Source organism: Lysinibacillus sp. BSL11, from assembly GCF_052928325.1.
Genome location: NZ_JAVGCX010000008.1, coordinates 152,403 through 166,917 on the forward strand (window position 1 = coordinate 152,403; position 14,515 = coordinate 166,917).

General features: G+C 39.0%; 11 protein-coding genes. 2 read left to right on the forward strand and 9 right to left on the reverse strand.

The features are described 5' to 3' along the window. Positions 1-24: 24 nt before the first annotated feature. The 7 genes from RCJ95_RS11555 to RCJ95_RS11585 all read right to left on the reverse strand — a co-directional run bounded on the left by RCJ95_RS11555 (position 25) and on the right by RCJ95_RS11585 (position 11,671). The gene (locus tag RCJ95_RS11555; protein WP_004227486.1) at positions 25-393 is read right to left on the reverse strand and encodes a YisL family protein; all 369 of its coding nucleotides are present in this window, start codon (positions 391-393) and stop codon (positions 25-27) included. A 198-nt stretch (positions 394-591) separates the two neighbouring features. After that, positions 592-1,494 (reverse strand): fumarylacetoacetate hydrolase family protein, encoded by a 903-nt coding sequence (locus RCJ95_RS11560; RefSeq protein WP_221679496.1) that lies wholly within the window; start codon positions 1,492-1,494, stop codon positions 592-594. A gap of 124 nt (positions 1,495-1,618) precedes the next feature. Next, positions 1,619-2,785, reverse strand: a complete 1,167-nt coding sequence (locus RCJ95_RS11565; RefSeq protein ID WP_313150282.1) for a DUF418 domain-containing protein — start codon at positions 2,783-2,785, stop codon at positions 1,619-1,621. An 82-nt stretch (positions 2,786-2,867) separates the two neighbouring features. Beyond that, entirely contained in the window at positions 2,868-6,584 is a 3,717-nt protein-coding gene (gene addA / locus RCJ95_RS11570) for a helicase-exonuclease AddAB subunit AddA (protein WP_313150283.1), read from the reverse strand. Between the two features lies 1 nt (position 6,585). Then, complete coding sequence (gene addB, locus RCJ95_RS11575) at positions 6,586-10,095, reverse strand: helicase-exonuclease AddAB subunit AddB (protein WP_313150284.1); 3,510 nt, start codon at positions 10,093-10,095, stop codon at positions 6,586-6,588. Positions 10,096-10,469: 374 nt separating this feature from the next. Continuing rightward, positions 10,470-11,108 carry a TVP38/TMEM64 family protein gene (locus tag RCJ95_RS11580; RefSeq protein ID WP_004227497.1) on the reverse strand — a complete coding sequence of 213 codons (639 nt, stop codon included), beginning with the start codon at positions 11,106-11,108 and terminating at the stop codon, positions 10,470-10,472. 11 nt (positions 11,109-11,119) lie between these two features. Further along, positions 11,120-11,671: a helix-turn-helix domain-containing protein gene (locus tag RCJ95_RS11585; RefSeq protein ID WP_048392043.1), complete on the reverse strand. Its 552-nt coding sequence runs from the start codon at positions 11,669-11,671 to the stop codon at positions 11,120-11,122. Between the two features lie 124 nt (positions 11,672-11,795). Here RCJ95_RS11585 and RCJ95_RS11590 point away from each other — a divergent pair, with 124 nt between their 5' ends. Together RCJ95_RS11590 and RCJ95_RS11595 are read left to right on the forward strand one after the other, a co-directional pair. Beyond that, positions 11,796-12,530 carry an AzlC family ABC transporter permease gene (locus tag RCJ95_RS11590; protein ID WP_446722335.1) on the forward strand — a complete coding sequence of 245 codons (735 nt, stop codon included), beginning with the start codon at positions 11,796-11,798 and terminating at the stop codon, positions 12,528-12,530. Beyond that, positions 12,527-12,853, forward strand: a complete 327-nt coding sequence (locus tag RCJ95_RS11595; RefSeq protein ID WP_048392045.1) for an AzlD domain-containing protein — start codon at positions 12,527-12,529, stop codon at positions 12,851-12,853. Before RCJ95_RS11590 ends, RCJ95_RS11595 begins: the two co-directional genes overlap by 4 nt. Positions 12,854-13,074: 221 nt before the next feature. Here the strand turns inward: RCJ95_RS11595 and RCJ95_RS11600 are convergent, their stop codons facing one another. Continuing rightward, the gene (locus tag RCJ95_RS11600; protein ID WP_004227503.1) at positions 13,075-13,296 is read right to left on the reverse strand and encodes a DUF2198 family protein; all 222 of its coding nucleotides are present in this window, start codon (positions 13,294-13,296) and stop codon (positions 13,075-13,077) included. Next, positions 13,296-14,477, reverse strand: a complete 1,182-nt coding sequence (locus tag RCJ95_RS11605; RefSeq protein WP_257521199.1) for a PDZ domain-containing protein — start codon at positions 14,475-14,477, stop codon at positions 13,296-13,298. The genes RCJ95_RS11600 and RCJ95_RS11605 overlap by 1 nt, the downstream gene beginning before the upstream one ends. Positions 14,478-14,515: the final 38 nt, after the last annotated feature.

A 14,515-nucleotide genomic window follows, 5' to 3' on the forward strand; every position in this document is an offset into this window, starting at 1 on the left:
AGCTACTTCACGACTTTTAAATCATTATGCTAAGAAATCTTGACCCATTGGCAGTTTAAATCCTAGGAACAAAGTGATTAATAAGAATACTGCAAATAAAATCCAAAACATAGCTGTTGGTTTATTTTTCTTTTGGCGCACTAATACCATTTCCATCATACCAATTACAAGTATACCACCTAAGAATTTAAATCCGTAAAGCATACCTTTACCATAGTCCATTGCCTCGATAAATAATGCTCCACCTGTGATGATTATTAGTACATAAAACAGACGTAATGTCATATGTAAGCCTTTTGATTGCTTGCCCATTAGTGCCGCAATTAAAAAGATGACAATACCTACTACCCACGTAGTAATATGCAAATGCGTTTGGCTAGTTAAAAAACTCATGTTTGTCCCCCTCATTCTTTTTCTATCAAACTCTATCCTACCATGCGATGGAAAGGGTTTCAAATATTACAATAGTGTTCACACAATTTACATCATTTAAAACTTGGAATCATTGCATCTCATAGTTTTTACTTCTGTTACTATGCCTTAAAGTAGTAAAAAAATCCGCGAAGTATAGACTCTCGCGGATTGATATTATTATTCAAAATGGTTGACTAAAGTACCAATTCCTTGAATAGACACTTTTACTGTATCTCCAGCTTTTAAGAATTGTGGCGGGTTCATCCCTTTGCCAACACCTGATGGCGTACCTGTTAAAATCACATCACCTGGCTCTAATGTTACATGCTGAGATAGGATGGCTACTAACGTTTCAACAGAGAACATCATATCTTTCGTAGAGCCATTTTGACGTACTTCATCATTAACCTTTGTGACTACTGTTAAGTCTTGTGGATTTGGGATCTCATCCTTTGTCACAAGGTATGGTCCAAGAGGGCAAGTACCGTCCAAGCTTTTACCCAAGAAGAATTGTTTATGTTTCTCTTGTAAATCACGAGCTGTTACATCATTGGCAATTGTATAACCAAATACGTAATCAAACGCTAAATTTTTAGGAATGTTTTTGCCACGTTTACCAATAACGATAGCTAGCTCACCTTCATAATCCATTTTTGAAGAAAGATCTGCATGAATGGAAATTGTTTGTCCATCTGCAGCAATTGCAGTTGGTGATTTTGTGAATACCATTAAATCCGTTGGTGCTGCTTCTGCACCCATTTCCTTTGCATGTTCATCGTAGTTTTTACCAATACACATAATATTTTTAGGTGTACGTGGAATTGGTGAAAGCCATTCGATCTCTGTAAATTCACGTTTAAAACTATTAGCATTATCTGATTTTTCTGCTGCTTCTACTAATTTACGAATCTGTTCCACAAAATCAAAGCCTAAAGCAATGCCATCCACGATTGAGCTTGAAAAAGAAGGGAGAACTTGAAGTTCACTTTGAATAGCGAGTACATCCCATACCGCTTCTTCTTTTTTTACTTTTGGTCCAAAGCTTACATGTCCACCTAATTTGAATGATAAAATTTTCATGATTGAAAGAGCTCCTTCTTTTTTCTACATAATACAACAATATGATAGAAATTACCTCATTTTTGCGACAACATTTTTATAAGTTGTTATATCTTCATAAAATATGCATGTGAAGAGGAATATATTAATGCACTTCTACTTTTTGCTTATATGTTAATTTACGCCATATTGTCTCTAACGGCCCTTGTTTCCACTTAGACAACCAAATTTCTGCTATGATCATTTGCACAACAATAATGCCGACAGCAATTAATACCCCTGTTTCTACACTTACTTTACCATACCAGCCAAAGCCAAATTGGTAGAATAAACAAGTACCTATAATAGATTGAAGAATATACATCGTTAATGACATACGACCAATTTTAGCAAAAGGACTAAGTACCTTTGGCATTATTGGCACTAAGCAAAGTAACACAATGATCCCAATATAGCCCACCGATAGAACAGGCCCCCCTATGTATACCTTTAAATAATCTAGTAAATATGTTCTTGTAAACATAATAGATAAGCTTTTTATACCAATACCGATGACCAATCCAGCAATTGCAAACGACAGCCAGAGCCACTTTAGTTCTTTAGCCCGTTCTACTAAACGCCATTTAGAGGCAGCGGCACCTATTAACATATACGGTAAAATCGTGAACAGTGCGACAAACCACATCTCGATGCCTGCCTGCGTCGATAAATCTGTTAAGCGTTGCATAAAGGCATCTACCCAGTTTCCTGTCCCATAAGCCGTGATGGCCTTCTCTACTGATACGATATCTAAGTAATCATCTACTTTTGTATTAAAATTTACAATCCCTACTACAAAGAGCATAAAAGCTTGCATCAAGCCATTAATAATCAAAGCACTCGCTAATAGCCAGATGGGACTCAAACGTAGTAATAGCACTAAGAAAACGCCACAAAATGCATACATCATTAAGATGTCGCCCCACCAAATTAGCACAGCATGGATAAAACCAAAGGCAAACAGGATGGACAGTCTACGAAGCCCCAGCGTATAAAAGTTTTGGTCACGACTTTGAGCCTTTTGCCACTGCATGGCTAGCCCATAACCAAATAGCATGGCAAAAAGCGGGTAAAAGCTGCCTTGCACATATATATCTATGTTTTTCTGCCAAACAATATCCGATGGGGTTGTAAACCATGATGCCAAATCAATATGCGGCATTGGCAAATAAAAGGTATACATATTTACAAGTAAGATACCTACTAAACTAATACCTCGTAAAATATCTAATGTTGCTATTCGTTCCTGCAACATTGTTGGTTTTAACTCCACAAAATAGCCTCCTCTTGACTAGCAGCTATGGTGAAAGCAGGGCAAGAAAAAACTTTGCCCCCCTTTGACCGTAACAAGTTTTTTATGCGTGTATGGTCTGTTCATTATCGAATAAAAATAATACTTTATCGCTCACCTTGATGTGTAAAATTGATTCAATGGCTTCGCTATAAACACGAAGCTGTACGGCATAACGACCTAGTATTTCCTTTGACAGGGCTGGCTCCTGCGCAAAATGAGATTGTATACGGTCCGTTTTATAATCCAACAAGACCCAATTACCGTATTCATCCTCAAATAGGCAGTCAATGATCCCTTGCACAATTTGAGCATCACCATCTTCATCGATTCTACTAATTGTAAACGGCATTTCTCTACGTATCTGCCTTGCGCGTTGAAAGCGTTGCCCTATTTCTGTCTCAAAAAAACGATAAATTTTCGCTTGCGGAACTACTTTGCCCTCCGCCTCTGTTAAAAGCTGTCTTGTCACTAAATCCTCCACAAAGTCCCTTACAGCATCGATATGACTAAAGCCATATTGAGGAACATGCTGCATCACTGTGTGCACAGCTGTACCAATTTCAGCACCAGTTAGCTGTTGCTCCTGTAAAAAAGCGGGGCGAGGTGCAATGGACGAAGCCTTTTGCTTGATAGGAGAGGCAAAATAAAATTCAGGTTCCTCCTGGCGCTGTAAATTTTCTAATCGCTTTATTTCACTAACAGATGTTTTGGAGCGCTTTCTTGTAGATTTTTGATAGACATACTGCGCTTGAAAGCGGGTAGTGATTTCAGCCAGCAAGTCCTCATCCTCTTGTATCGCAAGCACTTGCTGTACTTCATCACTCATCGCCTCTATCTCATATGAATAATGCTTTGTATCGATGGCTTGAACCAACCAATGTGATTGATCCTCCACTTCTTTATAAGATGTGCTTGCTACAGCTGCAAAATCTGCATGTCTTGCTACTGCTGGGCCAACCCAGTCCAAATAACTATTAGCTCTTGCACGTAAATATTCTTGAAGCGGTGCATCCATTGGTAAACTTTGTGCGTCCTGCCAGTTGTCGCGTGTTTTCTCCCAGTTCTTCACTGAGCCGACTAAAATCAAACGCTCCTTCGCTCGCGTCATTGCAACATATAAGACACGCATTTCTTCTGCACGCATCTCCAGTTCTTTTTTCTCCTTCAATGCTAAAAACGGTAACGATGTATATGTGATACGATTTTCGGGATCAATGGCCTTAACAGCTAGTCCAAAATCTTGATCAAACATATAGGGCTGATGAAAATCCATTTTATTAAACGGACGTCCCATTCCTGCAACAAAGACGACTGGATATTCTAAACCCTTGGATGAGTGTATTGTCACCAGACGTACTACATCATCCTTTTCGCCAATTGCTTTGGCAGTACCTAAATCATCGCCACGCGTACGCATACGATCAATAAAGCGTAAAAAACGGAATAGTCCACGAAATGCCGTTTTTTCATACATTAATGCACGATCATGTAATACGCGTAGATTTGCCTGACGCTGTTTGCCATTCGGCATTGCCCCAACCATTTCATAATAGTGTGTATCTAAATAAATTTTCCAAATTAAATCTGATAATGATCCACGACGTGCTAAATCACGCCAATTTTCAAAGGCCAGCATAAAGCGTTGCAACTTCTCAAATGTAGTGGTTTGCACACCATGTCCTTCACTACGAATAAATTGTCGTAAAGCATCATAAAAAGGTACCTTTTGATCGGCTAAACGAATTTTCGCCAGCTCATTTTCCGTTAAACCAACAAACGGTGCGCGCAGTACAGAGGCTAAGGGAATATCCTGATAGGGATTATCGACTACCTTCAGGACATTTAACATAATCATTACTTCGAGTGCGTCAAAATAGCCTTTAGATGATTCTGCATAGAGTGGGATCCCTGCCAGCTTAAATTCCTCCACTAAGTCTGTTGACCATGTCATCGAGCGCATTAAAATCACAATATCACTATACTTTAATGGTCGCTCTGTTTTTGTTTTCGTATCGTATACAGTTGTTCCATCTTCCATCATCTGACGTATACGATCGATAATAAATCGTGCCTCATATTGTGATTTTTTTAATTCCTCAAGCTCCGTTGCCTCATTGCTTAGTTCTTCCAGTTCTTCTGTTGTTTCCTCTTCCTGCGATGGATGCAATACGACCAGCTCAACAGGTATTTCTTTCTCATCATAGGGTGCAGCAGGCTTTAGTGACGCATTGTCATCATAAGAAATTTCACCAACACGCTCACCCATAATTTGTGCAAAAACATAGTTTGTAGCATTTAATACTTCTTTTCGACTTCGGAAGTTAGCGTTTAAATCTATTCGCATCCCCGTTACATCAGGTGACTCCAAGTATTCACTATATTTTCTCATAAAAAGCTTTGGCTCAGCTAATCGGAAACGGTAAATACTTTGTTTCACATCCCCAACCATAAAAAGGTTTCCATCTTGTTCTTCGCCCGTTTTGACAAGCTGTAAGATGGTTTCCTGTAGCATATTGGTATCCTGATATTCATCTACAAGTACTTCTTTAAAACGCTTTTTCATATCTAGTGCAACCGGTGATGGATGAAGTGCACCATCTATCTCTACCGTTAAAATTTGAAGTGCATAATGCTCTAAATCTGAAAAGTCAATGATTCCCCGTTCTAACTTGGCTAGTCGAAATTGTTCACTAAATGTAGTGGTCAATTCAACTAGCGTAGTAATGGTCGGTGCCATTAACCTTATTTCCTCAAGTAGCCTTGCAGGCGTACGAACAAAATATGTCTCCTTGATTTTATTCATCATTTTTTTGGCTGCTTCTCGTTTTTTCTTTGCAAGCTCCTGCAGCTCTACATTAACTAGTGCATCCTTCGATACCCGCTTTAAGGTAGACCATTTAACCGTTGCAAAATAATCAAATAGCTCTTGCCATGTCCCACTTTGACTAATGCGAATCCCTTCCTGAATCATAGCAAAATCTACCTCTGCCGTTTCAGCATAGGGTGCAGGTCCATCTGGTTGTAATGTAATTGCGCGCATTTCAGAAATTAACATAAACGCCTCTTCCAGGCTATGACGTACGGTTAATTTGACGTATTGAGATAGCTCTAAATCATCTATTGTCACTTCCTCAGCTAATTCATATGCTTTCGGCAGGCTCCAAAGCCATTTTTGAGGCTCGGCATGGACACGAGACGTATCATAAAGTTTACTAATCAGCGTTTCGATGGCTTGATCATCACGATCTGAGGTAAAGCTATCGACAAGACGATAGATGGCTTGGACGGAAGCCTCATCCTCAGCATCATAGGCATCTTCTAAAACTTCTGCTAAAACATCATCTCGTAATAATGCTATTTCTGCTTCATTGGCAATACGGAAGCCTGGGTCTATATCAAGTAAGTACGCATATTGCTTCACAATTGCTAAACAGAAGGAATGCAGTGTAGAAATTTGTGCTTTATTAACAAGACTAAGCTGCCGTCTTAAATGATTAGATGTTGGATTTTCTGCTATCGCCTTTTCTAATGCCTCAGACATACGATGACGCATTTCAGCGGCTGAGGCATTTGTAAAGGTCACTACCAATAGTTCATCTACATTGATCGGATTTTCAGTAGCAATGACTTTTTCAATCATACGATTGATCAGAACCGCTGTTTTCCCAGACCCTGCTGCAGCCGATACAAGCGTATCTTGACCGCTAGCATAAATGGCCTTCCACTGATCGTCTGTCCATGTGACATCTACTGGCTTAACAGGAATTGTTTGTACCATTCTATTCTATCTCCTTCCGAATTTTATCGACAATATCATTCGGCTTTGCTTGCATTAATTGACGATAGTTTTGTTTACCATCTGATGGATCAAATTGGCAAACTGCAGCAAATTGACAATAATCACATGCCGTTTTGGCTTTTAATTTATAGGGACTAATGGCCGTATCACCAGATAAGATACCATTCCCTGCCTCCTGATGTTTACGACGAACGAAATGTTGCAACTTTTTCATATCATTGACAGGAACTATACGCGATTGTGATTCAGACGGTGTTCCATCTTTTTTCATATAGACAGGAATGATTTTTGAATGCCCACTACTTTCTTCCAATTGCTCGTCCATCGATAAAATCGCTTCAGCATTTTCAGATAGCAAACCTTTCATTTTATACTGCTTTAAACGATCCTCTTCTATTTCACTGTCCGTCAAATCTTTATCCAGCTTCAGCATCGGATTATGGACATGGACATACAGTACCCCTGCTGGCTCTGCTTCACCTGATAGCCAGTAAGAACTATTTTCCATTGCCACATCTAAATACGTTAGGACCTGTAAGGATAATCCGTAATAAACCTCATTTAAATCAAGGTCACGAGCTGAGGATTTATAGTCAACAATCCGCAAATAAGAGCGGTCATCTATCGTTGCACTATCCACTCTGTCAATACGTCCACGCATAAACATTTTCTTACCACCAGTCAAATCAATCTCTAATGGTGGTAGCTGTTCATGTTGTCCAGGACCAAAAGACGCCTCAATTGCAATTGGTTTGAAGTGTGATACATTTGCATGCTGTGTCAGTGCTGTCATTGTACGCTCAACAATTCGAATTAGCTTACGCTGAATATAGCGATAGCGGGCACTGGATAATAGGATTTGATGGGAAAAGACTGGAACAATTTGTTCTACTGCTTGACGTGCTAATTGTTTAATTTGCTTTGTTGTTAAACGAATCCAAGATAATTGCTGACGATGTGTTTCCTCTGTAATCCACTTTAATGCCTCATGGAATAAGTCACCCATTGCAAACGTTTCTAGCCGATACTCAGCTCGTTCTTCAAGACGTAGACCATACGTAGTGAAATGAGAAAAAGGACATCTGAAGTATTTCTCAATTCGCGACACACTGGATGTTAGCTTCTGACCATATAATTCCTGTGTAATATAGGTTTCAAGTGGCTCAGCCTCATTTTTATGGGTAATTGGATAAAGTACGCGGTCGAAAATGAGTGCCCAATAAGGATCTTGTTTATAAAATCTTTGTAAAGCTAGCCATTCTGGAGCTAGTTCACGGCTATGTTCAGCTTGACGTAGCTGTACCATTAGATGTGCCAATGCAGTCCTTGGATGGCGTAAATATGGTAAAACATCTCCATCTAGTAATTCAATCGGGTCGATTACCACTCGTTCTATCGATACACCACTTAATAGCCCAGCCTTTTTGTCATTTCCTATTACTTTCTTAATATAAAGTGAGGCTAGGAGTGCCTTGCCTTCCTCATCCGCCGTAGGATAGGTCATATACAATTTGTTAGATGGCGTTGTAATAGCACGATAGAACAAGAAATTTTCCTGTAATAAACGATTAGTAGAGGTAGGGGCAAGTTCATAGCCAATTTGACTAAACCATTCACGTTCGATATCTGACAACAAGCCCTCATACTCCATCCGAGTTGGATAAACACCATCATTCATTCCTATTACAAAAGCGACTTTGATATTGGATAAACGAGCTAAATCAACAGTAGCCACCATTACTTCATCAAGGGTTGGCGGAATTCTTGAAAATTCTAATGTATCAAAGCCTTCATCAAGAATTTTGGCTGCTTGCTCTACAGACATCTCCTGCTCACCAAACATATAAACGAATTGGTCAAGAACAGCAATCCATTCATTCCAAGCTTGTTCATGTTCACTTGCAGCTAATGCGTCACCTCGCTCTAGCTCACGATCTTTCATGGCTTGCAGTTTGTCATATACCTGTAATGACTCTATAAGTTCAAATAAAGCAGTCGCAATATCTCTGCCATTCTTGGCGCTATCAAGCTTGTCTTGTAATAGTTTTAGAGGTTGGCGAATTTCATCTCGAATGGCCTCGATTTCTGCCTGCATTGCACGCTCTTCATCTGTTTGTAAACGCGAATGGAATTCTAGACCGCGATACTTTTTATAAAACCAACGTGCCTCCTCAAACCATCGTTCTCCATAGATGCCTTGTGCCAAGCAATAATTTTCTAATCGGTCTGCTCGCTCACGCCAAATTGTTAACTCAGCTTGTAATGGAAAAAACAAATCTGTTTTGACACCACGAAAAACTGGCTCATATTTCCAATTAGAGGTCATAACCTCCAAGGCTGAACGACTTAGCTCTATTAATGGATGATGTAGCATTGTCTTTTTTGTATTTGTAAAAATAGGAATTTCATATTGTTGGAAAATACTTGTAATAAGTGGATCATATAGATCTGCTTGTCTATACAAAAGTACGATATCCTGATAGCGAAAATCGTCTTCTCTTGTCAGTTTTGTTATTTCCCGGGCAATCGCATGTACCTCCGCTCGACGATTTGATGCTTCAAGCACGGTTACATCTCCTGAAGTTTTTTTCGTTTGGGGCTCCAAATCAGCAAACTTTGCCTCCACATGCTGTAAATCTTTAGAATGAAATCTTTGAGTCTTATAAAAATGTATTGGTAATTCAACATCAATGCCCTCTTCTTTTGCTATATCATGAAGACGTTGATTCGTTAAGGCTGCTTCATGGAATAAAGCTTGTTCATCATAGGCTTCATCAATATGATCAAAGGGAAGGACGACCGTTACTTGCTTCGTTACCTTTAACAATTCACGAACCAGTTCTAACTCCCGCACAGTGAAAGCGGTGAAGCCATCAATATAGATGGTCGCTTGCTTCATCGTTTCGGCATACTTCAGTTGCTCCGTTAAAATCGGATAATAGCCCTCGCTGTCAACATATGTCGTACCAAGGCGTTCCTCTAATGCCTGCAAAACAACATGTAAATCATTCGCTTTCGCCTGCAATGTATTGGGTGCATCTATTGCCTTTAACGATTCCATTACCTCTGCCAAGACTGAGCTATTGACGCTATAACGACTAAATTCTCTTAAAAGGGTTTCAATTTCCTCCGTAAAACCACGTTTTCCTGCTGCTTGTCGAAATAAGGAAAACTCGCTTTTTTGTTCCTCCAAAAGTTTACGAATAAGCATTCGATAGCCATAGCCATTCACTTCTTTACGAGCAATACCTCCTGTTTCCTGTAAAACCAACCATGCTAAACGTTTAAACGTCATCACCTGTGCTCGAATCAAGCCTTGTAAACCATGCTTATTTGTCAGCTCATATTCCGTAGAATAAGACATTTGGTCAGGCACTATAATGAAAATCGGATGCCCCAATGGATCTGTCTTTAATTGCTCAACAATTTCCTGATGAATAAATGCCGATTTCCCTGTTCCCGAACGTCCTGAAACAATACGCAATGTCATTTGCTTTCCCCCTCCTCATTAACTTGCTGTTGCGGGTGTCTCTTTTGTTGAAATAAAGATTTGTACTTTTATTTGAGCGATTCTTTCACTGGATTGATTACTTCTCATCTCTCATCTATTTTGGAGCGGATTCCCCACACTATTGATCATTTCTCACCGATTTTTGAGCAGTTTCCCCATTCAATTGATCACTTCTCATCTATGGTGGAGCAGTTTTCCCAGCCTACTCAAAACAACATAAATCATCTATCTTAAATTCTATCGAAAAAACCTAGTAAATACTATCTATCAACCTTCACCTACCTATAATTAGGTTGATTTATTACACAAAAAAGCAGCCTCTTCACATAATGAAAGAGGCTACAGATTATTTACTAACTGGCATGGTGGTCCTGCTTTTTCGTCAAATTTCGCGCTTGCTTTAAATCTCTTTCGACACGGGCATTCAAACGCTTCTCTATCAACTTCCCAACCCACCATAAAATAACAATGGCCACAGCTGCAATTATCAATCTCACTGGGCTTGTCAAGAGCGATTTTAAATCATAGCCTAATACACTCATACCTAAAATCATGACAAACTTTCCTGCAAGTAAAACGATTAAGTAAAATTTTTTATGGATATGTGACAATCCCGCTACAATATTGACAATCACAGATGGTGTAAAAGGGAAGCAGAGGAGGACAAAAAGAGGGCTGATGCCATTCATATCCACCCATTTAATAAGCTTCTGTACTTTTTTACTACCTGTTAAAAATTGCAGTCTTGGATGTTTGCCAAAATGACGCACAAGTAAGAAAACTGCATAGGAGCCAGCTACAGAGCCTAGCCAAGATAATAGAAATCCTAGCCATAAGCCGAATGCACTGGCATTCGCCACAACGAATACGACTAATGGTAGGAATGGTAAAAATGCCTCTAAAAATGGGAGCAGTAAACCAATGATTGGGCCAAACGTTCGATACTGTGCCGCAACCTGTTCAATATTTTCTACAGTAAACCATTCATTCAACGTCGACACCTCTATTTATACTGTAAAATTAAATGAAAAATTGTTAACCCTTCTGAAGTATTACGATATTCATGGGGTTGATGCCCTGAGAATACTAGTGTATCCCCTTCATCTAGTAATTCATGCATGTCTCCAGCAGAAATAACTGCTTGTCCTTTAATAACCATTACAGTTTCCTCTACCCCTTCTGTATGGGCTTCACTCCTACTAACTGCCCCTGGCTCCATTTCAACCTTATAAAACTCCCAGCCTCGCTCTGGATTATACGGAATAATGGAGTAGACACGATAGCGTCCCTCATCCTCATCTACATGTGGTACATCTTTACTGCTATAACGCATGTAATGAGCAGTTGGCGGCTGTAATAATGAAGAAAATGACATACGCATACCCGCTGCAATTTTCCAAATTGTTGAAACAGTCGGATTGGCCTCTCCTTTTTCGATTTGTGCAAGCTGTGCTTTACTGACACCTGTCGCTTTGGCCACATCATCGAGACTTAAATGACGTTGCTGTCTAATTTTCTTTAATTGAAATGCTAAATTTCGACTCATTTGTTCCATCTTTACTCACCAATTTCTATTGTTTATTTTATCAGACATATGTATACTTTAATAAACATCAAGAACTATCAAACAATTCCATCAATAGTATACATGGAAATTATCAAGAAAGGATGACCTATTTATGACAAGTACAACAGAGCTTCAACATGATGACACAACAAGCTCTTCCAATGACAGTTTTTCACAAGGCGTGAAAGATTGCGTGCCTACATTACTCGGTTATATTAGTATAGGACTGGCATTTGGGGTTGTAGGTTCCGCTTCAGGGTTATCTGTCCTTGAAATCGCGCTATTAACGATACTGATTTACGCAGGCTCTGCACAATTTATTTTTTGTGCACTTCTTTTAACAAGTAGCCCTGCCTCTGCTATCATTGTAACCATTTTCGTAGTGAATCTACGCCATTTATTAATGAGTTTAACATTAGCACCTCATTTTACGCGCTACTCCATGCTTAGAAATGTTGGCTTTGGTACATTATTAACGGATGAAACCTTTGGTGTAGCAGTAACAAAGCAAATGCAAACAGGTAAATTATACGGTAAATGGATGGATGGGTTAAATATAACAGCCTATATCTTCTGGATTCTTTCTTGTGTTACGGGTGCCTTTTTAGGACAGTGGGTAGCAAATCCTGAAAAATGGGGTTTGGATTTTGCCTTGGTTGCCATGTTTATTGCACTTTTAGTTTTGCAATTGAGCAGTGTTGGCAAAAGTAAAATCATGCATTATATCAAGTTAATTGGCTATATGGCGGTTATTATGTACGGTCTTTCTTTTGTAGTCCCTTCACATGTAGCTGTGCTCCTGGCAACCGTGATTGTCGCAACAATTGGGGTGGTGACAGATAAATGACAACAACTTCTTATATGGTCTGGCTTATTATCGGCTGCGCACTTGTAACATGGCTACCACGTGTCATTCCATTTATTTTTGTGCGTAGTGTAACACTACCTGATGTTGTGCTAAAATGGCTTAGTTTTATTCCTGTTTGTATATTAAGTGCTCTTGTCATTGAAAATTTAATAGATACTGAAAGCGGCAAAGTAGTGACACTTGATTGGCCAGTCTTTATTACATTTGTTCCTACTCTTATTATTGCCCTTGTCACAAAAAGCTTATCGATTACAGTAGTTGCAGGAGTAATCATTATGGCAGCAGTGCGATTTTTCATGTAAAAAGGTCAACTCATCCGTATACGTAATCGCTTTATTGTGCTTACAGCTTTTACATACGGATTCTTTTTTAATTCATTTTGTTAGTGGGGTGTTAAAAAGTTCTTAGTCATAGTAGTGGCTCCGAATCTTTTCTTTTCAATTAAACAAAAATGCCCTATAAGATGACCTTTTTCAAGTGTCTATCTTATAGGGTACAGTTTATTGCCTGGACTGACCTTTCGTTATTTATTCATTTTACTTGCTAGCCAAAAGCCTACTGTTAATGAAAATGCATCAATGACGAAAATAATAGGTGGGGATGTATAGCCTGCATATACTGAGGCAGCAATAAGTGCAATGGCTAATAATAATGCAACATAGCGATTATAGGTAATTCTAGTGAATAGTAATACCAATAAAGCTGGTATGAATAATGCTAACATCATTTTCCCAAAAACGTCCATTATACTTCCCTCGGCTCAGCTAATAATAATCCAATGCGGTAATGATCATTGCTATAAATCACATGTTGCGTTAAACGTAATTCATTGTTTCGGTCTAAAACCTCGAGACGACAATGAGCTGCATTTAATTGCAGTGCTTCGTATAACTCATTTTCTGTAAAAATTGACACACCATTTACTTTGCGGATACATTCCCCTGCAAGTAAGCCCATTTTCTCAGCAGGTGAATCAGGAAGCACGGCTGCAATAATAGCACCCTTCGTACTCGGCGCAACTGCATAATGATCTGTTTTTTCCTGTTGTGCATAGTAGATAGTAATTATAATACGGATAATTACACCAACTGCAAGTGTAATGTATCCAATCAATGGCTCAAAATATGCAGCCAATCCTCCTATTAAAATAAGCTGTCCTAGTAAAAAAACAGGTCGGCCAATTTTTGGATACATGTAAGCTGGTAATTCCTTTCTTGTCAGTTTAGTAAAGCCAATGACAAGTGGAAATAACACAAGTGCAAAGCTACTATGACCTATCGTAAACTGTGGCCAATATGGGAATATAGCCGAAATCGAATCGCCAGGAATAACAAAGAAAATAGGTAATACCCATACATTTTTTGACCGATAGACAATTGCCTGCATACCCCGCTTCGTTTTCTCAATACAAGGTGTTGTAACCTTCATCGCCATACGTCGAATTAATAGCCCTTCTGCAATGACACAAAGGCCCGCAAGAATGGTAATTGTCACAATTGCACCACTCTCTAAATGGACATCCTCTACTGAAATTTTCCACCAGGAAAATGACCAATTGTAATAGGACATACCCCATATGGCAAGTGTGGCAATCCCCATTGTCAAAATAGGTGACATTGCATTCATGACAAATAAGATAAGTGCTACTATAGAAACTGCCGTTAAAATGATTAAAAATTCCTTTGGGACAGTTAGACCTGCTCCAATACTAATGACAGAAATAATTAGTGCATAGAGCCACCCATCTTTCCATTGTCCGATTAGCTCCGTCCAGCCCCAAATAATACGTCTATTAAAATATTTACGCTCCTGTTTTACTCGACGATAACCTAAAATAATAGCAAATATTATGACTATATACAGTAATGGGTTGAGTAAAAAGCGGCCAATCGCTGTTACAATTTCTATTAATATCTCACTAACCATACGAACACCCGCCATTTCTTTCTTGAATACTATGAATT